Consider the following 20673-nt stretch of genomic DNA (forward strand, 5'->3'; position numbering starts at 1 on the left):
CCTAGTATCCTTGTACTTTCAGGCTCTCGATATCGGCGTCGCCGTCATCCTGCAGGCGGCGCCAGTGGCCGGACGGCTCCAGCCCCAGGCTGCGCGCCATCGATAGCAGCAAGCTCTGCCCCGGTACGGGGCTGTGCGGTGAAAATCGATACACCGGGTCCTCGAAGGCCTTGGCCGGCGACACGATGGTCCAGCCCATCTCCTTGAACATGCCGATCACGTCATCGAGGAACAGCGCATTGAGCAGGTTGTGATGCATCAGCATGACCTGGGCCATGTCGCGTCCCTGCAAGCGCTGCGACAAGTCGCGGTAAGCCAGGGCCCGCTGGCGCACATGCGCCAGGTAGGCTTTTTTCAAGGGCGCCAGGTCGGCCTTGCTGTTCCTGGCGAGCAGTTCGGTCAGATAATCGTCGAGCCGCCAGTCGCTCGTATCGAGACTGACATACGCATTGCGGTAGTCCTGCGCGGCGAGAAAGGTCCGCATGCCGTCGCGCTTCTCGGGCGTGTTGCCTTCGCGCAGATAGGTGTAGCGGAACCATTTCTGGTAGCCGGGCAAGGTGGCGATGATCTTGTCGCAGTCCATCACTTCGCGCTGGTACTGCGCCAGGCTCAGCGTGGCGCTGTCGAGGTCGGGATGGCTCATCGTATGGTTGCCGATGGCGTGGCCGGCCTCGCCCCAGGCGCGTGCCAGCGCGTAGCCGGCGGGTTTGTCGGCGCCATTGCCGGCGGTAACGAACAGCGCCGCCGTCACCTTGTGTTTGGCGAGCGCATCGAGCATGGCCTGGTTGCGCTGCTGCGCCGACATGCGTGGCGTCTCGGCCAGCGACGGTCCGTCATCGAAGCTGAAGGCCACCGATTGGGCAAGGGCGGCGCAGGGCAGCAAGCCGGCGCACAGCACGGCGGCGGCGACGCGGGAGAGCTTCACCACGAAATGTGTAAACTGGAGCATGAATTAGGCGCGCTTCTGAATTGACGATCTGCAAGCCTAACATACGGCGGCGCGGGCGCAAAGGCGCGCCGCCCCGCTGCGCCGCCGCCCTGCCCGGCCACCTTACTCGCCCAGCAGCTCGGCCAGCACTTCCATGCCTTCGACCCGTTCGGCCACGACCTTGATCATCACCACCACCGGCACGCCCAGCAGCAAGCCCCACATGCCCCACAGCCAGCCCCAGAATAGCAGGCTGACGAACACGGCGGCCGGGTTCATCTTGGCGATCTTGCCCGTCATCCAGGTAGCGATGACGGTGCCGACCAGGGTGGCGATCGCCAGCGAGGCACCACTGACCAGCAGCACCATTTCCAGCGATTCGAACTGCATGAAGGCGACCAAGCCGGTCAGCGCGGTGATCAGCAGCGGGCCGAAGTACGGCATGATGTGCATCAGCCCGGCAAAAATAGCCCAGGCGCCGGCATTTTCCAGGCCGATCGCGCGCAGCGCGACCCACATCATCAGCGCCAGCAAGGTATTGGTGACGAGCAGCATGAACATATAGTTCTGGATCGAACTGTTGATATCGTCCAGGATGTGCACGGTCACCTTCTTGCGGCTCAAGGATGGCCCGGTCAGCTTGACCAGCTTGCGCTTGAAGGTATCTCCCGCCAGCAGCAGGAAGAACACCAGGAACACCACCATCGTGGCCTGGGTAATGAAACCGATGAAGCCCATCGAGCCGGCCAGCACCCAGTCCATGATCTTGAACGTGCCCCCGGCGGCGGCGGCGGCCGGCATCGCCTTGCGCGCCGGCGAGCGCTGCCCGCCCACGCTGGAGGTGGCCTGTTCGATCTGGGAAGCGGCCGCCTGCATCTGCTGGATCGTGCTCGGCTGCCCGCCGCTGGCATTGGTCAGCAGGCGCGTGACTTTCTGCGTGATCGTCGGCAATTCATCGATGATATTGAAAAACTCGCCCTGCACCCGGTTCAGCACCCCGGCCATCGAGGCCAGGATGGCGATCGTGACGATGGTCGCGCCAATGGCGCGCTTGATGCGCAGCCGCCGTTCGAGCCACAGGACCACGGGGTTGAGGGTGTAGGCGATGAAAATCCCGAGCAAGAGCGGGACCAGGAATTTTTGCGACCACTGCAGCGCATAGACAAAGGCAATCGTCGCGATGATGCCCAGCGCCAGCCCGCGCGCGTTGACATGGATCGGGATGCGCAAGGTGTGCGCGGCGCTCGCCACAAGGGGATCGTTTGGCTCCGCGCCGGGAGCGGCAAGGGGTGCCGTGACGGCGGCGCTCTCTACGGAAGGAGCGGGGTTTTCATTGGCGGGTGCCGGAATCGGATCTGCAAGCTGCATAAAATCTTCACATTATAATGCCGGCGCCACAGGCCGGCCACTGCGGGCCGGCCTGGAGAGCACAGCTTACTTCACACGGACGTCGTTCTTGACCGAGACGACACCCTTCACCCCGCGTGCCACGTCGGCCGCCTTGGTGGCATCGGCCGGATCGGCCACGAAGCCGGACAGCTGCACGTCGCCCTTGAAGGTTTCGACGTTGATTTCCGACGATTTCAGCGTCGGCTCGTTGAAGATCGACGCTTTGACCTTGGCGGTGATCACGGTGTCATCGATAAACTCGCCGGTCCCTTCCTTGGTAGCAGTCGAAGCGCAACCGGCCATGGTGGCAACGAGGGTAGCGGCAAACAGCATGGACGACAGACGTTTTGCGATTTTCATGGTGGACTCCTTGGTGGGTGGTTCAAAAAGATGCTCAATGTGAGCTGTTGCAGGACGGCTCATTTGCCGTACTGCGATTTTGCGGCCGAGACACAACTGTCCTTGGCCGCACCGGCAAAAGCATCGCACTTTTCGCGCGCGACTTTGTACTCGGCCGTTCGTTTGTCGGCGCGCGCATCGGTGCGCGCTTCGATCGCTTTCTTGTCGGCCCTGGCGTCGGCCTGGGCCGCGATCAGGGTCGCTTTTGCCTGCTGGATGCAGACATCCTTGTCATTGCCCGTCAATGCCTTGCACTTGACCCGGTCCAGGTCATACGTGGCGCCGGCAATCTCCAGGCGCGACTGGGTATAGGCCTTGAGCGTGCCCTTGTAGATGGCGGCGGCTTCTTCCACGCCGCGCACGCGCGCCAGCTTGGCTTCTTCCACGCACACCTCTTTCGGGTTGCCGCTGATGGCATCGCAACGCGCACGGGCCGCCTTGTAGGCGCTCGTCGCCGCATCCCTGGCCTGGCTGTACGCCGCTGTCGCTTCCGGCGTGGCCGCGCTGGCGGCCAGCGCGGCCGACATCAGGAGGGCGCCGCCCAGGGCGCGGATCACTGCTTGCTTCATCTTGCTTTTCTCCGGTGACAATACATCGCTCAATAACGTTGTACGGGATGTGGGACAGCACATCTGTACGCTGGCGAACACAACACGATTAGTGGCAAAAACCCAACAGTTTGATGCAAGCTCAAGCGCCGCGGACTGGGTGCGGCAGCGCACAGACCCCAGGGTTGTTGCTGATTATGCTGGCTCTACACTTTGTCAGGAGAACAACATGAAATCGACTCAGACTATCGCAGCACTGGTCGTCGCCGTTTCTGCAGTCATCAGCGGTTGCGCCAGCACCTCGAACCAGCCGGCCAACAATGGCAGCTACAGCAACCCGGTATCGGCCTCGGCCGGATACGGCACCATCGAATCGATCCAGGTCACCCGCAGCGAAGGCCAGACCAGCGGCACCGGCGCGGTGGTCGGCGGGATCGTGGGCGCGCTGGTCGGTAACCAGGTCGGCAGCGGCACTGGCCGCACCGCCGCCACCGTCGCCGGTGCCGTCGGCGGCGCCGTGGTCGGCAACAAGGTCGAAGCCAACCGCAATGCCGGCAACGGCCAGGAACTGTATCAGATTAATGTGCGCCTGGAAAATGGCGAAACCCGCACGGTCGTGCAGGACAGCGTGTACGACCTGCGCGTGGGCAACCGCGTGCGTCTGGTCGATGGCCGCGTCTACCGTTACTAATTTTTTTGTATTACCCACCCGCCAACAATAAAACACGAACTGCCAGCCAGCTCGACCACTTTTAAGGAGCCCACCATGGGTACCATTCTTCTCGTTATTCTCATTCTTGCGCTGATCGGCGTTCTTCCAACCTGGAACCACAGCCGCAGTTGGGGATACGGTCCAACCGGCATCACCGGCATCATCGTGGTGGTGCTGATTGTGCTGCTCATCACCGGGCGCCTGTAAAAGTCGACAACCGGCGCCGCGTGCGCCGGTTTTTTTTGCCCCACCATCAGACAAGGAGCCGCCATGCGCGAGCCTGTACCGACCGTGATGCCAGGCGCATCCGCACCCACCACCCGTCCATTGTCGCGCGCGCTGCGCACCGCCATCGTCAGCGCCGGCTTGATGTGCATGAGCCTGGCGCAGGCCCAGCAAGCCCAAACCTCGACCGACCAGAACGTGCCGGCCGCCACCGCGCGCCAGCAAGCGGCCGAAATCGCCCGTGGCGACCCGGCGCGCTGGTCGCGCGAGGATGTCACCCCCGACGCCCGCCTGCGCACCCTGCGCAAGGAAATGGGCGCGGCCCTGCAGGAAGCCCGGGGTGCTTGCCGCGCCCTGCCGGCCGCCGAACGCGGCGCGTGCAACAAGGAAGCGCAAGCGAAACTATCAGAAAGACATGGCCGGCGCGCGCGCCCAGGCAGCCGCCGGCGGCTAAGCCCGCAAGCCGCATCGTGATTACGCCGCCGCAGCGACCCAGTCGTCCTGCTCCGGCGGCAATTCGTGCACCACCACGGCCGTTTCTTCGGCCACCATCACCAGCCAGCCGGCATGCTTGAGCGCGCGCAATGCATCGCGGTAACCCTGCTCCCAGCGCCACGCGATCGATCCCTTGGAAAAATTGACGTCTTTCGACGCCATATGCCAGTCGCGGCCCGCATAGGGAATCCGCACGATGTGCAAGGTGGCGTCGCAGCCGAGCGCTTCCAGCTCGCGCCGGTCGTCGTCGGTGCGCTCGGCTTCCGGCAAGCGCGCGTACAGCTGGCGCAACTTGTGCTGGAGCGCATGGGTCGCGCTGTAATCTTCGATATGGCGCTTCGAGCGCGAGGCGTAGGTCACGTCCTTCTGGCGCGTGCTGACCTCGTCCATCGTCACCGGCACTTCCCCTTCCGCGCTCCACAAATCGACCATGAAGCAGATGGTGTCGCCACCGGGCAATTCGCGCAACACCGATTCGAGCGGGGTGTTCGAGTACAGGCCGCCATCCCAGTATAGTTCGCCGGCTATGCGCACCGGGGCGAAGGCCGGCGGCAGGCTGCCGCTGGCGCGCACGTGGTCGGCGCACAGCTGTCCGCTCTCGCTGTCGAAGTGGGCCAGTTCGCCGGTGCGCACATTGACCGCGTTCACGGTCAAGCGCATGCCGCCGTCGGCATTGAGGTAATCGAAATCGACCAGTTCCCGCAGCGTGTCGCGCAGCGGCAAGGTGTCGTAGAACGAGGCTTCTTCCGGCGCCACCGTCATCCCGTACGCAAAGCCGCTGAACAGGCGCGGCGAGAAAAACCCGGGCACCCCGCGCATGACGGTGTCGAAGGTATTGAGCCAGATATTCGAACGCCGCTGGCGGTCGTCCACGCGCGTCATGTCCAGCGTATCCGGATGCGAGACGCGGTCCCAGAAGGCCTTGACCTTTTCCAGCCGCACCGATTGCTCGTTGCCGGCGATCAGGGCGGCATTGATGGCGCCGATCGAGGTGCCGACGATCCAGTCCGGCACCAGATTGTGTTCGTGCAGCGCCTGGTACACGCCGGCCTGGTACGCGCCCAGGGCGCCGCCGCCTTGCAGGACGAGAACGATACGCAGCTTATCGGGATTGAGCTTGTTAATGTCTGTCATGGGATCGCCGCAGTCAAAGGATCAATCGAGTATAGAGTAAATAGCGAGCCGAAAAAAAAGAGCCCCGAAAAAAAGACGGCGTCGAATCCGAAGATTACGACGCCGCTCAAGCCCCACCATATTTTTCCGTTCTTGTTGCAAGGCCGGGTTCGCTTGCCCGGCATGGTCACCAACTAGTTCACACGCTCGGCGCCTCGCGCGTGCGGCGTTGCTGCAAGTACCAGACCAGGCCACCGAGCACCGCCGCCACCCCGATCGCCGGCTTGACCAGCCGGCGCCGCGTGATGACACCGAGGATGGTCGCCACGTACGGCATGATAGCCGCCACGCTGATGCCGGTCGGATGCAGCACGCTGTCGATCCGCGCTCGCACCGCCCAGGTCGCATGGTCGAGTGCCGAGTGGAACAGTACGTCGGGACGCGCATCGTGCTTGATCCGGGCCTTGGCATGGGCAATGCCGACGCGGTAAAAATCGCCCTGGCGCAGCAGGCGCGCCTTGCGCTCCGACACCGACTCGGCCGCGCCCTTGCCCGCTTTTTTGTCGAGCCCGATTATGTTATCCATCGTAATCCTCCGGTCTGAATGGCCGCTTACAGCAGCATGTCACGATCGTTCTTGAGTTCGTTCATGGTCTCGGGGAAAGCCAGCTTGCCCTCTTTGAGCATGGCCTTGGCCTTGACCACGAGGCCGATCGTCACGGCGATGAACACGGCAAACATCAGCAGGAGGATTTTCCAGCCCATGCTTTCCCAGGCCAGCGCGACGATGGTCGCGGTGCCGTAGGCCAGCGCAAACATGGCGCACAGCACTGCCAGCGAAAACACCACCAGCAGTTCGAGCACATGATTGCGCACTTCGGACAACTCGAGTGCCGCCAGTTCCACGCGCGACACCACGAGTCCGAAGATATTTTTTGCCAGCCCTGTCAGGCCGCCCATCAGGCCGGGGCCATGCACTGCAGCAGTTGTTTTGTCCATGGCTTCTCCCGGCGTGGATTATTTACGGCCCAGGATCACGCCGACCAGCAAGCCGACGCTGGCTGCTGCAGCGATCGTGCGCCATGGGTTGTCCTTGACATAGACATCGGCGGTGTGCGCCAGTTCCTTACCTTTGACGATAGCTTGACCTTGCACTTGCGAGGCCTTGCCCAGCGCTACGTCCAGCATTTCCATGCCGCGCGCGCGCATGTCTTCGGCTTTCTCGCCAGTCAGTGCGGCCGCTGCGGAAAGCAGGGTCTGGGCATCCTTGACCAGGGTCTTGACATCGGTCTGGACTGCGTTCACATTGCCGTTCAGGTTGGAAGTGCCGTTGCTGCGGGTAGTGGTATCTAACATGATGAACTCCAGTGGTGGGTTGAAAAAAGTCTGAAAAATGTGTCCGTTTTTGCTCTTAGCGAGCCAGCAGATCGCGCATGTCGTCCGCGTGCTCTTCTTCGACCGCCATGATGCTGATCAACAGATGCTTGGTGGTCGGGTCTTTGTCGCCAATGGCGGCAATCATTTGCCGGTACGACTCGATCGCCACGCGTTCGGCGATCAGGTTCGAGCGGATCATGGTTTGTACATCATCCGACTCGTCGTACTCGGCGTGGCTGCGCGCGGTCAGGGTAGCCGGATTGAAATTCGGCGAACCGTTCAGCTGGACGATGCGTTCGGCCAGCGAATCGGCGTGTTCCTGTTCCTGCTGCGCGTGCTCGAGGAATTCGGCCTTGATCGGGCCGTTGCCCACACCGTTGACGGTGTAGTAGTGGCGCTTGTAGCGCAGCACGCACACCAGTTCGGTGGCGAGCGCATCGTTCAGCATGTTGATGACCGCTTCACGGTCGGCGGCGTAACCGTCCGTCACGGCGCCGTCGTCCAGATTGGCCGCTGCCTGGCGGATGGCTTGCACGTCGAAACCGTGCGCCAGTGGCTTGGTGTTGTGTTCCATGATGATTCCTTAAAAATCTGTTGCGGTGGTGTTCGTATTAACGGCGCGGGGCGATCGGCGCGCCTTCGTTCGACAGCACGATTTCCACGCGGCGGTTCATCTGGCGGTTGCCGGCCGTATCGTTGGCGGCGACCGGGAAGGCTTCGCCGTAGGCGCGCATGGCGACGCGGTCACGCGCCACACCCATGTCGACCAGGGCGGCGCGCACGGACGTGGCGCGGCGCTCCGACAATTGCTGGTTATGCGCAGTGCTGCCGGTACTGTCGGTAAACCCTTCGACCAGCACCGTGCGGTTCGGGTTCTGTGCCAGGGCATCGGCCAGCTTGCGCAGGGTGGCCTGGCCGTTCGGGGTCAGGTTGGCCTGGTTCACGCCGAACAGGACGTCGCCGATCGTGATGATCAGGCCGCGTTCGGTTTTCTTGGCTTGCAGGTCCGTCATCAGTGCTTCGAGCTGGGCGGCGCGGGCCTGGGCTTCGCGGGTCTGGGCTTCGGCGGCGGCAACCTGGCCTTGCGCGGCGGCAGCCTGGTTCTGGGCGGCGGCGGCGTCAGCGCTGGCGGCGGCGGCGGCGGCTTTCGAGGCGGCGGCATCCATCTTGGCGCGGTCCGCTTCGGCGGTACGCGCTTCGAGACGCACGGCATCGCGCTGCTTGCCGGAAGCGGCGATATCGGCTTCAGCCTGCTTCTGTTTGGCGACTTCCTGTGCGGTGGCGATCTTTTGCTTGGCCAGGTAGGCCAGCTTGTCGATCTGCTCCAGGCTATCCTTGCGCGCGGCGGCGGCGTTGGCTTGTTCCAGCGCTTCGCTGGCTTGCTTGAATTCCAGCGGGGCGAAGGTCGACACGCGCGAATTATTGTTGGCGGCGACGAAATCGCCACGGGCCTGGTCCAGCAATGGGGTGGTGGTCGGCACGCTGCTGCATGCGCCCAGCGCGAGGACGGAGGCGAGGATGGCGGACTTGATCAAAGTATGTTTCATGGAGGTATTTCCTTTTCTTGTCGTAGCGCACGGGGCGCGCTAATCAATGGTTTTCTTGTGCTCTGGGTGCTACCGTGCGCGGCCATCCGGCCTGCGCTGCCGCTGTGAGGGCGCGCGGCGTCAATCTGTTTTTATTGTTGTGGCTTGTTGGCACGGTCGACTTCTTCGCGCAGCACGCGCAAGTCATCCTGCAGTGCGTTGGCGGCGCTGGTGGCCTTGGCCGAATTGGCCTTGCTCTGGGCCAGCTTGGCATCGGCCTGGGCCTGGGTCGCCAGTTCGCGCGCCAGTTTGTAATCCTTGGCGGCCAGGGCTGCGTTGGCGCGCATCATCTTGGCGCGCGCCGCATTGATTTCTTCAGGTGCCAGGTCGGCGGCGCCCGCACTCACGGCATTTTCAACCGCGTTCTTGGACACGGCCACATCGGCCGTGGCCGGCGCTTTTTGCGAACTGGCGCAAGCGGCCAGTGTCATAACCAGTGCGGCGCAAAGAACTTTGCAGACTTGATTCTTGATTTGTGCATTCATCGGGTTTCTCCATGAGGTGTAATGATGTCGTGATAACGTTATAAGCTGATTTAATGGCAAGTTCGGTTCGCTGCCGCACATAGCAAATGTTTTGCGCGCAAGGGCCCTTCCGACCGTGCGCTAACGTACACAAGCGAGCTACCCTTATCGCTTAAGCTGCTCTTACTTTCACAAAAGGGATAGTCATGAGTCAAGCCGCCCCGGTCCCGTCCGGCCGCACACCGCTCGCGCGCCGCACCAAGATCATTCTCGCCAGCCTCGCCGTGCTGGCCGCCATTGCCGCCATCGCGCTGGCCATCCTGCTCACCTACGACTGGAACAAGGCCAGGCCCTGGCTGGGCGCCAAGGCCAGCGAAGCGCTCGACCGCCCCGTCGTCATCGCCGGCGACCTCAAGCTGAGCTGGGAAAAGCCGGCCTCCATCATGGCCGGGCACGACCGCACCTGGCGCGACCTGGTACCGTGGCCGCACCTGGTCGCCAACGATGTGCATGTCGGCCAGCCGCAGGGTCTCGGCGCGGGCGACATGGCCAGCGTCAAACAGTTTTCGTTTTCGCTGAATCCGTTCGCGCTGCTGCGCAAGACCATCGCCATTCCCGTGCTGCGCTTCGACGCGCCGGCGGTCGACCTGCGCCGCGACAAGGATGGCAAGAACAACTGGACCTTCCGCCAGGACGAGCAGCCGGCGCGCTGGAAGCTCGACCTTGAACGCGTGATCTTCACCAAGGGCGTGGTCAAGTTCAACGATGCGCTCGAAAAGATCGACCTGACGGCCGACGTCGACACCGTCAACGCCGACCCGGCCTACGGCGTCAGCTGGAAGCTGCGCGGCACCTACAACGGCGGTCCGGTCAGCGGCGGCGGCAAGGCCGGCGCGGTACTCTCGCTCAAGCAGCAAACCACGCCCTACCCGGTGCAGGCCGATCTGCACGTGGGCAAGACCCACATCGAAGTCGAAGGCACGCTCACCAAGCCGACCAGGCTGGCCGCGCTCGACCTGCGCCTCAAGCTGGCGGGTGCCAGCATGGCGCGCTTGTATACGCTGACCGGCGTGCTGCTGCCGGAAACGCCGGCGTTTCGCACCGAGGGTCGCCTGACGGGCGAACTGGGCGAGACCGGCAGCCGCTGGATCTACGACAAATTCACCGGCAAGGTCGGTTCCAGCGATATCGCCGGCCACCTCGAATACCGAACCGGCAAGCCGCGCGGCAAACTCAGTGGCACTGTATCTTCCAAACTGCTGCAGTTCGCCGACCTGGGGCCGCTGGTGGGCGCCGACTCGAATGCCAGCAAGCAAGCGCGCGGGGTCGAGGCGGTGCAGCCGGCCGGCAAGGTGCTGCCGGTCGAATCGTTCCGCACCGAACGCTGGACCGCCATCGACGCCGACGTGCGCTATGAAGCCGAGCGCATCGTGCGCGAAAAGCAGCTGCCGATCAGCAAATTGAACACCCACCTGATCCTCAAGGATGGCGTGCTCAACCTGGCGCCGATGAACTTCCAGATGGCTGGCGGAAACATGAGCTCGACCATCAAGCTCGACGGCAGCGGCAAGGGCAAGCAAGCCATCAAGGCCACCGCCAAGGTCAGCGCGCGCCATATCCGCATCAAGGAACTGTTCCCGTCGATTCCCGAAATGAAAGCCACCGTCGGCCAGATCAATGGCGACGCCCAGCTATCGAGCACCGGCAATTCGGTCGCTTCCCTGCTGGGCGCGTCCAACGGCGAAATCAAGGCGCTGATCGATGAAGGCACGGTCAGCAAGATGCTGCTCGAACAGATCGGCCTGAATATCGGAAATATCGTGCTCACCAAGCTGTTCGGCGACAAGCAGGTCAAGCTCAATTGCATGGCCACCGATTTCCAGGTCACCAACGGGCTGATGCAGACGCGCACCTTCGTGGTCGATACCGAGGAAGCGGTCATCACGGCCGACGGCACCATCAACCTCGCCAACGAACAGATGGACCTGACCCTCAATCCCAAGACCAAGGGCTTGCGCATCTTTTCGCTGCGCTCGCCCCTGCACGTGCGCGGCAGCTTCTCGAAGCCCGACGTGAGCGTCGACAAGGGCGTGCTGGCCCTGAAAGCCGGCGGCGCCGTGGCGCTCGGACTGGCGGCACCGGCCGCCGCCCTGCTGCCGCTGGTAAACACCGGACCGGGCCAGGACAGCGGCTGCGCGCGCCTGCTGGCGCAGGCGCGCGAAAAGCCGCAAGCCCCGCCGCCGGGCAAGACCAGCCGCTGATGGTGGAAAAATTGCGTTTTGTCACCTATGTGCGTTGGCGAACAGACCACGAGCTCGGCAGGCACTATTCTGGCTACATCGGATGGGCGAAAGCACTGCCGAACGCATAACAACATAGACCACCACCATAGAGGAACACACCATGAAAAACCTGAAAATCGTCTCGACCCTGATCGCCGCCCTGATGCTGACCACCGTTGTCGGCTGCGCTTCGACCGACAAGAAAGAAAGCGTCGGCGAGTACGTTGACGACAGCGTGATCACCACCAGCGTCAAGGCTGCCATCGTCAACGAGCCGAGCCTGAAAGTTGCTGAAATCAACGTTGAAACCTTCAAAGGCGTTGTGCAACTGAGCGGCTTCGTTGCTGCCCATGACAGCATCGCTACCGCCGGCAAGGTCGCACGCGACGTCAAAGGTGTGAAGTCGGTGAAAAACGATATTCGCATGAAATAAGCAACAAGCAATTCAACGAGGTTCAAGATGAAAACAATCAGGCAAGTGGTCATGAGCGCGACTTTGGTCACGCTGGCGCTCGGTTTGAGCGGCTGCGCCGGCATGTCGGGGCAGGATAAGAACACCGCCATCGGCGCCGGTGCCGGCGCAGTGGTCGGTGGCGTCCTGACCGGCGGCAGCGCGGGCGGCACCGTCGGCGGCGCAGTCGTCGGCGGCGTGATCGGCAACCAGGTCAAGCCACCCAAATGACCGCTTTGCCTGATTGAGGAAAAACCCCGTACGCGGGGTTTTTTTACGCCTGGTGTTTTATCATGACGGGAAAAACACGGGGGAAGCGATGAGCTGGGATGTTTTCGTTTGCAAGTTTTCGCGCACGTATACCCATGTCGGCCAGATCGGCAACGACGAGTCCTGCCTGCCGATGGGAAGCCGGGCGCAGATCCAGGCCGCGATTGCCGATCTGTTCGCGGACACCGGCTGGAGCGATCCGACGTGGGGTCGTTATCAGGGGCCGTTCGGCTCGGTCGGCTTCAATCTCTCGGACCACGATCCGGTCAACAGCATCATGCTGCACGTGCGCGCCGGCGCCGGGATTGCCGCGCCCATTGTGGAACTGTGCCGGCGCCATGGTTGGCAGGCGATGGATACCTCGGCCGGCACCTTCCTGGAGCAGATGCCGGTACCGGAACAGGGTCTGGAGCAATGGATGGCGTACCGCGCTCAGGTGCTCGGCCAGCGGCAAGCCCCGTAGGCCGCCGCTGCCCGCACGGGTTCAGACGAAGGCGGTGGACAGCGCGCAGGCGCCGGCTTCCTTGACGATCTCGTAGCACTTGCAGGAAGCCGCGGCCAGGCCGCGCACGTCGAGGATTTCGATATTGCCGCGGCTGTAGATGATCAGCCCCTGCTGCTGCAGGGCGCTGGCAGCCTTGGTCACGCCGACCCGGCGCACGCCCAGCGCATGCGCCAGGAATTCGTGGGTGAGATGGAATTTGTCGGACTTGAGGCGGTCGCGCGTGATCAGCAGCGAGCGCGCCAGGCGTGCTTCGAGCACGTGGAAGCGGCTGCACACGGCGATCTGGATCGCCTGCGCCAGCAAGGTATCGGTGTAACGGTACAGCACCCGCTGCAAGGCCGGATTGCGCGCGAACTCGGTGCGGAACTTGGCGCTGTCCATGCGGCTGGCGCAGCCGGCGCGCTGCACGATGGCGCGCGTCTGCGCCGTGTCATGTCCGAGCGCGACGGTCGCGCCCAGCATGCCTTCGCGCCCGACCAGCCCCACTTCGAGCGTCATGCGCCCTTCCGCCACGCCCAGCAGGGAAATCAGGCAATCGTGCGGAAAGTAGATGTAGCGCACCGGCTCGGCCGGCTCGCACAGCACCTCGCCCACCTCCACCTGCACCGGTTCGAGCAAGGGCGACAGGCGCGCCAGGTCGGCATGCGGCAGGGCGGCGAGCAGCTGGTTGCCGTTCGGGTGGTCGAGCTCGACCGCGGAGACGTGCTTCATCGTTCCCTCCGGCAGGCAAAGCGGGTGGTCGACCATAAGTCAAAACGGATAGCGATCATTAGATAGGTCAGGCCAGGTAAATACGACGGATACATGTGCAAACAATGTCAATCAGGGTAACGGCAATAATAGGCAAAGTATGTACGGTGACGCACGGAAGAACGGCCCCGTCATCAGGAGAATGAGCCGCATCAACCCGACAGTGCGGCAGCGCCGTTCAATCCAAAGGAAACCATGAGTACACCTTTTTCTCCCGTGACCCAGGGCGCGCGCCATCCCCTGCTGATCGCGGCCGCCGTGGCGGTCATCGTGTTTTGCGGCACCGGCACGGCCGCCATCCTGGGCTGGCTTCCCGCGTCCATCGGCGCTGCGCCCGCCCCGGCCGAACTGAGCCAGATCGACCGCGCCATGCTCGCCTCCAGACTGGAGGGCAGCACGCCGCCCGCGCTGGCCGCGCGCGATCAGCGCGGGCTCGGCCGGGAGCGCGACCGCGAGCGCGAACAGGATGGCGGGCGCCGGGCCGCGCGCGACCATGCGGCGCCGCCAAGCCAGCCGGCGCCGCGCGTGAGCGCGGCCGAACCGGACCAGGAACGCCGCTGGTGCGCGCACTGCGGCAATGTCGAATCGGTGCGTGAAGTGAGCCAGGGCGCCCAGGGCAGCGGCCTGGGTGCGGCCGGCGGCGCCATCCTCGGCGGCTTGCTGGGCAACCAGGTCGGCGGCGGCAACGGCCGCAAGCTGGCCACCGTGGCCGGTGCCGTCGGCGGCGCCGTGGCCGGCAACCAGATCGAAGGCAGCATGAAGGCCACCCGCAGCTATGAAATCCGGGTCCGCCTCGATGATGGCGGCGCCCGTACCTTCCATCAGCGGAGCGCAGCCGGCTGGCGTGCCGGCGACCGCGTCGAGATCGTCAACGGGACCTTGCGCCCGGCCGCCTGATCGCGCGCGCCAGTACAAAAAAACAACGCCCAGGCGCCGCGCTCCCCTGACGCATTCTTTTCTTGTTTGCAATGTGTGTTAGCGAACTGATCTCCTGATGAGCTGGCGCGAGAATGGCTTCACGCCTGCAGCAAACGGCGCGGCAGTATCACCAGAGACGAAGGAATTATCATGAACCGCATGATTTGGATCGGCATTGTAGCTTGGGGCATTATCGTGACGCTGTTCGGTTTCAGCGCTGCGGGACCCGTCGCGGCGGGCAGCAGCCCTGCAATGCAGGCCCAGGACGTGGTGTTCCTGATTGCCGGCGGCCTGGTGGCTTGCCTGATTGGTTTGGTTGGCCTGGCTGGCGTATTGGGATGGTTGCCAGCCTTGCAAAACGAACAAAAAACTTATTCTTAATGTACGCCAGCGTACGGAGCGGCATGCAAGAGTTCTGCATACTGCAATCACGACATACCAGTCGTCTATAAAAACCCACCGAGGACAATATCATGCTCTATACAATCGCCGTCGTACTTCTGATCCTGTGGCTGCTCGGTCTGGTCACTTCCTATACAATTAATGGCTTCATCCACATTTTGCTGGTTGTCGCAGTCATCATGATTCTGGTTCGCCTGATCAGCGGCCGAGGTATCTAGCTGACGCACGATCCGGCCATCGACTGATGTCCGATCCGTTTCGCGGTCGCGCCTGGCACAGCCTGGCGTGACAGCGAAACGGATTACTTACTTTTGGAGCCCTACTATGAAAATGAACTTGAGCAAATCCCTGATCGGCATCACTGTCGTCGCCATGCTGGCCACCGGTTGCGCCGACATGTCCCCGACCCAGCGCGGCACCGCCACCGGCGCCGGCGTCGGTGCTGGCCTGGGCGCGATCATTGGCGCGACTGCCGGCCACGGCGGACACGCGGGCAAGGGGGCCATCATCGGTGGCGCCGCCGGCGCACTGATCGGCAATATCTGGTCGAACCGCATGGAGCAGCAGAAGCAAGCCATGGAACAGGCCACGCGCGGTACCGGCATCCAGGTCAGCCAGACCCAGGATAACCGCCTGAAACTCGAGGTGCCTGCCGACGTCTCGTTCGACACCGGCCGCTCCGACATCAAATCGAATTTCCGTCCCGTGCTGGAACGCTTCGCCGCCACCCTGCAAGACAATCCGTCGACCACCGTGACCATCATCGGCCACACCGATAGCACCGGCAACGATGCGGTCAACCAGCCGCTGTCGGTCGACCGCGCCGCCCAGACCCGCGACTTCCTCGCCTCGCGCGGCGTCTCGCCCAACCGCATCATGATCGATGGCCGCGGCGAACGCGAACCGGTCGCTTCGAACGACGACCCTTCCGGCCGCGCGCGCAACCGCCGCGTCGAGATCTACGTCGCCGAGCCGAACCGCCAGGGTTAAGCCCGCAGCCTCATCGCGGTACCCCGAACAGCCGGCATCGCGATGCCGGCTTTTTTACGCCCCGGCCACGTGTACCGTCACGCCCAGCGCGCGGTAGCGCGCCAGCAAGGCGTCGTCGGTGCCGCGCGCCACCACCAGCGCCCCGATCTGGTCCGCGCCGGCGATGCGGTAAGGCGAGGCGGTCGCCAGTTTTTCGGGCGAGGCCAGCACCACCGTGTGCGCGGCCGCCCGCCACATGGCGCGCTTGACGGCCGCCTCCTCGAAGTCGCCGGTGGACAGGCCGGCGTCCGGATCGATGCTGCTCACGCCCAGGAAACACAGGTCGGCGCGCACCTGGGCGATCGCCTCCAGCGTGGCCGCGCCCACCCCCACCAGCGAATGGCGGTACAGGCGCCCGCCCAGCATGATCACCTCCACCTGTTCATGTTCCAGCAGCGCCAGCGCCACCGAGGGACTGTGGGTGAGCACGGTGGCGCGCAGGTCCAGCGGAAGATGGCGCACCAGGTGGCCCGAGGTGGTGCCGCCATCGAGCAGCACCACCTGCCCCGGCGCGACCAGGGCGGCGGCGGCGCGCCCGATGGCCGCCTTGGCATCGGCCGAGATCTGCGCGCGCGCAGTGAAATCGGCCAGCGCCGGCGAGGCGGGCAAGACCGGCAGCGCGCCGCCATGCACGCGCTGCAGCAAGCCTTCGCGCGCCAGCTCGCGCAAGTCGCGCCGGATGGTGTCTTCCGACAAGCCCAGTTCCTCGCTCACGGCCTTGGCCACCACTTGCCCGTCGCGCCGCAACAGGTCCATCAGATACTGCTTGCGCTGGGTTGTCAGCATGGCCGCTCCTGCATGTATTTTCTTGACATTGCACGATTTTGCACGATATTCTAAAAAACACCAAGCACAATCACAGGGACACATCATGCAAGCACCGCGGGTACGCATCGACCAGGAAGAACTGCTGTCGGACAACTGGTACATCCTCAAGCGCCTGACCTTCTCGCTGCGCCGGCGCGACGGCAGCTGGCAAAGCCAGACGCGCGAAGTCTACGACCGCGGCAACGGCGCCGTGATCTTGCTGTACAACCTGCGCCAGCGCACAGTGCTGCTCACGCGCCAGTTCCGCATTCCGGCCTACGTCAACGGACACGACGGTTTCCTGATCGAAGCGGCCGCCGGCCTGCTCGACAATGCCAGCCCCGAGCAGCGCATCCGCGCCGAAGCCGAGGAAGAAACCGGCTACCGCATCGATGACGTGAAAAAAATCTACGACCTCTTCATGAGCCCCGGTTCGGTCACCGAACGCCTGCACTTTTTCATCGGCGCCTACGCACCGGAACACAAGGTGGGCGATGGCGGCGGCCTGGCCGCCGAGGGCGAAGATATCGACGTGCTCGAACTCGGTTTCGACGAAGCGCTGGCGATGATGGCCAGCGGCGCGATCATGGATGGCAAGACCGTCCTGCTGTTGCAATATCTCCAGTTGCACCTGATGTCGGCGCAAACCTAGCGCCAGATCAATACATCGGCGTGGGAGGCACGCGATAGTTGCACCTATGAATGCACATACCTCCCTCCCGCACTCGCCGGCCGCCGGCGCCGAACGGCGCGACACGCTGTGGAACCCGGACGCCGCCGCCTTCTGGAGCTTGCTGTTCACGCCCCTGTTCGGCGCCTTCCTGCTCATCCGCAACTGGGAAACGCTGGGCGAGTCCGGCCGCGCCGTGCGCGCCTGCTGGTGGTTCGCGCTCAGCCTGGTGATGGTCATTCTCAATTTCTATTATTCCCTGCTGTGCGGCGACGCCTCGCCCTGGCGCATGAGCAACGTGATTTTCCTGCTGGTCTGGTACATCGCCGAGGCCAGCCCCCAGGAACGCTTCATCCGCGAGCGCCTGGGCACCGATTACGCGCGCCAGTCCTGGGCCATCGCCCTGCCCTGCGCGCTGGTGCTGTGCATGACGTACGGGTTCGGCTATGTCGGCATGCTCGCCTTGTTCACGCAGGTGCACTGACATGAACGCCATCCGCATCGGCGTGGCAGTTGCCAGTCCCTTTTTTCGCAGGTTGACCACTCGCACAGGAGCACGGTATGAGCACGGAGCGTTTTGCCCATTTTTTGGATTCTCTGCAATCCTGGAGCGCGGAAGCGCCGCCCCCGGCCGCGGCGCCGGCCACCTCCCCAGGCCAGACCAACGCCAACCAGAGCGCGCGGGTACGGCGCGTCAAGGGTTTGCTGGAAGCGGTCGGATCGGACCCGGCCTGGCGCGCGCGCGGCGACGCCCAGGCCGGCAACGACAGCGCGGCGCGCAGTGCCGATCACGCCGGCGAGGATCTTGATGACGATCTCGACGACGACGCTGACGAGGACTTCAACTGACTCGCCCGCCGCCGCACGGCGGGGGCGGCCCGCCGTGGGTCTTGCATATTTTATTAACAACATCCAGCGCGCGTTTCGCGATAAACTCGCGTATTCACACTGGAGCCACCATGATCCCACGTCTTCGCCTGACCGCCCTCGCCCTCGTTTCCGCCGCGACCCTGTCGCTCGCGCCCGCCAGCGCCGCCACCCAGACCATGAAGCCAGGTCTGTGGGAAAACACCAGCAAGACCACCTCGCAAAACGCGCAGGTCGCCAATGCCATGGCGGAGATGCAAAAGCATATGAAGTCCATGACCCCGGAGCAGCGCAAGGAAATGGATAAAGCGATGGGCAAGTCGGGCCCGGCCAACTTCACCCTGCACGACGACGGCAGCGTCACCGTCAAGGTGTGCATCACCCAAAAAATGATCGACGATTCGAGCGGCGACCATCTTGGCCCGCAAGGCGGCAACTGCACCCACAAGAAGGGACCGATGGTCGGCGGCACGCAAAGTTTCTCCTATTCCTGCACCAACCCGCAGACATCCGGCGAGGGCAAGATTTCGTACCAGGCCGACTCCTACAGCTCGACCGTGAGCATGACGTCCAGCGCCGCCGGCGCCATGGGAAACATGACCATGGCATCGACCGGCAAATATTTGGGCGCCAATTGCGGCAACGTCAAGCCAGTCGACACCAAGCCGGCCCCCGCCAAGCCAGCCCCCGCCGCCAAGTAAGGCAGCCGGCGGCGCGGCCCGCAGCGCTTTACGCCGCGCCGGTAAACGCCAGGTAGCGCTCGCGCGCCAGGGTCGCCACCGGCCCGATGGCCAAGGTGCGCCATTCGTAGCGGATGCAGGGCGTAACCTTGCCGTAGTTGCCGGTGTTGAAGATCTCGAGCGCCGTCAGCAGCTCGTCCGGGTGCACGCTGCGCTCTTCCACCGCCACGCCCGCCTCGGCCAGCAGCCCGATCACCCGGGCGCGCGTGATGCCGGCCAGGAAAGTGCCATTCGGCACCGGCGTCACCACCTTGCCTTCGGGCGTGACCAGGAACAGGTTCGAGGTCGCGAACTCGGCCACGTTGCCATCGCTGTCGACCACCACCGCATTGTCGAAACCGCGCCCGCTCGCTTCGCGGATGGCACGGCTGGTGTTGGCGTACAGGGCCGAGGCCTTGGCGTCGGTCGGCGCCATGCTGGCGTCCGGCCGGCACAGGCGCGACAGGCAAGCCGAAAAGCCCGTGAACGGCGGCATCGGCGCATCGAACAGGGTCAGCGCGAAGCCGCTCTTCTCCGGCACCGGCACCAGGAAGCCCTCGGCGCCGAACACCAGCGGGCGTACATACAGCTCCGCATCGGCCGGGAACTTGCCCACGCCTTCGCGCACCAGCGCTTCCATCTCGTCCACCGTCAGCGGACACCGCAAGCCGAGCCGCTCGGCCGAATCGATCACGCGCTGCAAATGCAGGCGCAGATCGGGCAACTGGCCGCGCATGGCGCGCGCGCCATCGAAGACCGAGGAGCCCAGCCACACGCTGTGATCCATCGCGCCATACAGCGGCACATTACCTTCGGCCCATTGCCCTTTGAAATAAGTCAGATACATAATTGCCTCGCAGTCATTGTTCTGCTCCCAGTTTAACCGAACTTGCCCATCCGGTCCGGCCGCCCCCGCGATCCGGTTAGAGGCGGCGCTCCACTGCCGCCACGGCGATTACCCGGCTTGAACTGTTAGCATTGGGAATGTTGCAACGATACATTTAACTCAACGCGCTTTCCCCAGCCAAGTCCATATTGATGAGCCATGTCCACTGACGTTCTTCTTCCCCGGCCCCGCGCGCGCTGGATCACGATCGGCCTCGTGGTCGGCCTGCATGCGGCCCTGTTGCTGGCGTGGCGCCACACGCGCGAGAAAGCCCCGCCGCGCGAAGACGAGAACGGCCCGCGCATCCAGTGGATCGACGCCATTGCCGCCCCACCGGTCCAGCAAGCGCCGCCAACGCGCGCCACGCCCGCACCCGCCACCAACCCCGTGCGCGTGGCGCGCCAGCGCCCCACTACGCCCGCACCCGCCATCCCGGTGGCGGCCGCGCCGCCCGCTGCCGAGGCCGAAGCCCCGTCGATGACCGTGGTGCCGCCCGCTCCCTTCGCCGAACCCGCCCCTGCCGCAACAGCGAGCGGCGCCGACGCCATCCGCAAGCGCGCGCTGGCCGACCTGGGCAAGATCGACAAGGACTTGCGCAAGCAATCGCTCAACAAGTTCAGCGTGCCCGACGATTCGCCGCAAAAGCGCCTGATCGCCGGCATCCAGTCGGCCCGGCGTGGCCCCACCCTGTTCGAACAGGCCGACGTCGAGGAAATTACCACCGGCAATGCCGATGGCGGCGGGCGCAAATACAAGATCAGGACGGCGCTGGGGACCTATTGCGTCACCTACCCGTCGGTGAATGACATTCACGGCAGCCGGGAAAAGAAATACACGCTCTGCCCCAACTAGGCACGGCGGGCCGCTGTGTTCGCTAGCGA

At 64.0% G+C, this 20673-nt stretch carries 30 protein-coding genes; 16 read left to right on the plus strand and 14 right to left on the minus strand.

Annotated features, from left to right (window positions below; all coding sequences use genetic code 11):
- Position 1 precedes the first annotated feature (1 nt).
- From F2P44_RS18775 to F2P44_RS18790, 4 genes are all read right to left on the minus strand, one after another.
- Positions 2–949, minus strand: a complete 948-nt coding sequence (locus tag F2P44_RS18775) for a polysaccharide deacetylase family protein (RefSeq protein ID WP_167088569.1) — start codon at positions 947–949, stop codon at positions 2–4.
- A 102-nt stretch (positions 950–1051) separates the two neighbouring features.
- A complete protein-coding gene (locus F2P44_RS18780; protein WP_167088570.1) occupies positions 1052–2296 on the minus strand; it encodes an AI-2E family transporter in 1245 nt (414 codons plus the stop codon).
- A gap of 66 nt (positions 2297–2362) precedes the next feature.
- Complete coding sequence (locus F2P44_RS18785; RefSeq protein WP_167088571.1) at positions 2363–2677, minus strand: BON domain-containing protein; 315 nt, start codon at positions 2675–2677, stop codon at positions 2363–2365.
- A 59-nt stretch (positions 2678–2736) separates the two neighbouring features.
- Positions 2737–3285 (minus strand): hypothetical protein, encoded by a 549-nt coding sequence (locus tag F2P44_RS18790; RefSeq protein WP_167088572.1) that lies wholly within the window; start codon positions 3283–3285, stop codon positions 2737–2739.
- A 208-nt stretch (positions 3286–3493) separates the two neighbouring features.
- Here F2P44_RS18790 and F2P44_RS18795 point away from each other — a divergent pair, with 208 nt between their 5' ends.
- The 3 genes from F2P44_RS18795 (at position 3494) to F2P44_RS34910 (ending at position 4675) form a co-directional block, all read left to right on the plus strand.
- Positions 3494–3955 (plus strand): outer membrane lipoprotein, encoded by a 462-nt coding sequence (locus F2P44_RS18795; protein ID WP_167088573.1) that lies wholly within the window; start codon positions 3494–3496, stop codon positions 3953–3955.
- Positions 3956–4030: 75 nt separating this feature from the next.
- Positions 4031–4183, plus strand: coding sequence for a DUF3309 family protein (locus F2P44_RS18800; RefSeq protein WP_167088574.1), 153 nt, complete (start codon positions 4031–4033; stop codon positions 4181–4183).
- Positions 4184–4246: 63 nt separating this feature from the next.
- Positions 4247–4675 carry a hypothetical protein gene (locus F2P44_RS34910; RefSeq protein WP_187363367.1) on the plus strand — a complete coding sequence of 143 codons (429 nt, stop codon included), beginning with the start codon at positions 4247–4249 and terminating at the stop codon, positions 4673–4675.
- Here the strand turns inward: F2P44_RS34910 and F2P44_RS18810 are convergent, their stop codons facing one another.
- From F2P44_RS18810 to F2P44_RS18840, 7 genes are all read right to left on the minus strand, one after another.
- Positions 4676–5830 carry a patatin-like phospholipase family protein gene (locus F2P44_RS18810; RefSeq protein ID WP_167088575.1) on the minus strand — a complete coding sequence of 385 codons (1155 nt, stop codon included), beginning with the start codon at positions 5828–5830 and terminating at the stop codon, positions 4676–4678.
- Positions 5831–6008: 178 nt separating this feature from the next.
- Positions 6009–6395, minus strand: coding sequence for a hypothetical protein (locus tag F2P44_RS18815; protein ID WP_187363368.1), 387 nt, complete (start codon positions 6393–6395; stop codon positions 6009–6011).
- A gap of 26 nt (positions 6396–6421) precedes the next feature.
- A complete protein-coding gene (locus F2P44_RS18820; RefSeq protein ID WP_099881016.1) occupies positions 6422–6808 on the minus strand; it encodes a phage holin family protein in 387 nt (128 codons plus the stop codon).
- 18 nt (positions 6809–6826) lie between these two features.
- Positions 6827–7165 carry an ElaB/YgaM/YqjD family protein gene (locus F2P44_RS18825; RefSeq protein WP_167088576.1) on the minus strand — a complete coding sequence of 113 codons (339 nt, stop codon included), beginning with the start codon at positions 7163–7165 and terminating at the stop codon, positions 6827–6829.
- 55 nt (positions 7166–7220) lie between these two features.
- Positions 7221–7760: a ferritin-like domain-containing protein gene (locus F2P44_RS18830; protein WP_167088577.1), complete on the minus strand. Its 540-nt coding sequence runs from the start codon at positions 7758–7760 to the stop codon at positions 7221–7223.
- A 37-nt stretch (positions 7761–7797) separates the two neighbouring features.
- Entirely contained in the window at positions 7798–8733 is a 936-nt protein-coding gene (locus F2P44_RS18835; protein ID WP_167088578.1) for an OmpA family protein, read from the minus strand.
- 131 nt (positions 8734–8864) lie between these two features.
- On the minus strand, positions 8865–9257 hold the full coding sequence (locus F2P44_RS18840; RefSeq protein WP_167088579.1) for a DUF4398 domain-containing protein: 393 nt from the start codon (positions 9255–9257) through the stop codon (positions 8865–8867).
- A 185-nt stretch (positions 9258–9442) separates the two neighbouring features.
- Here F2P44_RS18840 and F2P44_RS18845 point away from each other — a divergent pair, with 185 nt between their 5' ends.
- The 4 genes from F2P44_RS18845 (at position 9443) to F2P44_RS18860 (ending at position 12702) form a co-directional block, all read left to right on the plus strand.
- Positions 9443–11497, plus strand: a complete 2055-nt coding sequence (locus F2P44_RS18845) for an AsmA family protein (RefSeq protein ID WP_167088580.1) — start codon at positions 9443–9445, stop codon at positions 11495–11497.
- Between the two features lie 142 nt (positions 11498–11639).
- A complete protein-coding gene (locus F2P44_RS18850; RefSeq protein ID WP_167088581.1) occupies positions 11640–11951 on the plus strand; it encodes a BON domain-containing protein in 312 nt (103 codons plus the stop codon).
- 51 nt (positions 11952–12002) lie between these two features.
- Positions 12003–12200 carry a YMGG-like glycine zipper-containing protein gene (locus F2P44_RS18855; RefSeq protein ID WP_370662715.1) on the plus strand — a complete coding sequence of 66 codons (198 nt, stop codon included), beginning with the start codon at positions 12003–12005 and terminating at the stop codon, positions 12198–12200.
- Between the two features lie 88 nt (positions 12201–12288).
- Positions 12289–12702, plus strand: coding sequence for a hypothetical protein (locus tag F2P44_RS18860; RefSeq protein WP_167088583.1), 414 nt, complete (start codon positions 12289–12291; stop codon positions 12700–12702).
- A 21-nt stretch (positions 12703–12723) separates the two neighbouring features.
- Here the strand turns inward: F2P44_RS18860 and F2P44_RS18865 are convergent, their stop codons facing one another.
- Positions 12724–13455 carry a Crp/Fnr family transcriptional regulator gene (locus tag F2P44_RS18865; protein ID WP_167088584.1) on the minus strand — a complete coding sequence of 244 codons (732 nt, stop codon included), beginning with the start codon at positions 13453–13455 and terminating at the stop codon, positions 12724–12726.
- A gap of 234 nt (positions 13456–13689) precedes the next feature.
- On the opposite strand from F2P44_RS18865, the gene F2P44_RS18870 reads away from it, so the two are divergent.
- The 4 genes from F2P44_RS18870 to F2P44_RS18885 all read left to right on the plus strand — a co-directional run bounded on the left by F2P44_RS18870 (position 13690) and on the right by F2P44_RS18885 (position 15804).
- Complete coding sequence (locus F2P44_RS18870; protein ID WP_167088585.1) at positions 13690–14391, plus strand: glycine zipper 2TM domain-containing protein; 702 nt, start codon at positions 13690–13692, stop codon at positions 14389–14391.
- A gap of 171 nt (positions 14392–14562) precedes the next feature.
- On the plus strand, positions 14563–14793 hold the full coding sequence (locus F2P44_RS18875) for a hypothetical protein (protein WP_167088586.1): 231 nt from the start codon (positions 14563–14565) through the stop codon (positions 14791–14793).
- 92 nt (positions 14794–14885) lie between these two features.
- A complete protein-coding gene (locus tag F2P44_RS18880; protein ID WP_167088587.1) occupies positions 14886–15032 on the plus strand; it encodes a lmo0937 family membrane protein in 147 nt (48 codons plus the stop codon).
- Positions 15033–15138: 106 nt separating this feature from the next.
- Positions 15139–15804: a YiaD family glycine zipper/OmpA-like lipoprotein gene (locus F2P44_RS18885; protein ID WP_167088588.1), complete on the plus strand. Its 666-nt coding sequence runs from the start codon at positions 15139–15141 to the stop codon at positions 15802–15804.
- 54 nt (positions 15805–15858) lie between these two features.
- Here F2P44_RS18885 and F2P44_RS18890 read toward each other — a convergent pair whose 3' ends face one another.
- On the minus strand, positions 15859–16629 hold the full coding sequence (locus F2P44_RS18890) for a DeoR/GlpR family DNA-binding transcription regulator (protein WP_167088589.1): 771 nt from the start codon (positions 16627–16629) through the stop codon (positions 15859–15861).
- An 85-nt stretch (positions 16630–16714) separates the two neighbouring features.
- Between F2P44_RS18890 and F2P44_RS18895 the strand changes: the two genes are divergently transcribed.
- The 4 genes from F2P44_RS18895 to F2P44_RS18910 all read left to right on the plus strand — a co-directional run bounded on the left by F2P44_RS18895 (position 16715) and on the right by F2P44_RS18910 (position 18888).
- Positions 16715–17302: an NUDIX hydrolase gene (locus F2P44_RS18895; RefSeq protein ID WP_167088590.1), complete on the plus strand. Its 588-nt coding sequence runs from the start codon at positions 16715–16717 to the stop codon at positions 17300–17302.
- Positions 17303–17348: 46 nt separating this feature from the next.
- Positions 17349–17804, plus strand: a complete 456-nt coding sequence (locus F2P44_RS18900; protein ID WP_167088591.1) for a hypothetical protein — start codon at positions 17349–17351, stop codon at positions 17802–17804.
- 77 nt (positions 17805–17881) lie between these two features.
- Positions 17882–18169, plus strand: coding sequence for a hypothetical protein (locus F2P44_RS18905; protein WP_167088592.1), 288 nt, complete (start codon positions 17882–17884; stop codon positions 18167–18169).
- A 110-nt stretch (positions 18170–18279) separates the two neighbouring features.
- Positions 18280–18888 carry a DUF3617 domain-containing protein gene (locus tag F2P44_RS18910; RefSeq protein ID WP_167088593.1) on the plus strand — a complete coding sequence of 203 codons (609 nt, stop codon included), beginning with the start codon at positions 18280–18282 and terminating at the stop codon, positions 18886–18888.
- A 28-nt stretch (positions 18889–18916) separates the two neighbouring features.
- On the opposite strand, the gene F2P44_RS18915 is transcribed toward F2P44_RS18910, so the two are convergent.
- The gene (locus F2P44_RS18915) at positions 18917–19753 is read right to left on the minus strand and encodes a branched-chain amino acid aminotransferase (protein WP_167088594.1); all 837 of its coding nucleotides are present in this window, start codon (positions 19751–19753) and stop codon (positions 18917–18919) included.
- Between the two features lie 198 nt (positions 19754–19951).
- Between F2P44_RS18915 and F2P44_RS18920 the strand changes: the two genes are divergently transcribed.
- Complete coding sequence (locus F2P44_RS18920; protein WP_167088595.1) at positions 19952–20644, plus strand: hypothetical protein; 693 nt, start codon at positions 19952–19954, stop codon at positions 20642–20644.
- Positions 20645–20673 lie beyond the last annotated feature (29 nt).

This window comes from Massilia frigida, from assembly GCF_011682175.1.
In the GTDB taxonomy this organism is placed as follows: Bacteria; Pseudomonadota; Gammaproteobacteria; order Burkholderiales; family Burkholderiaceae_D; genus Telluria_A; species Telluria_A frigida.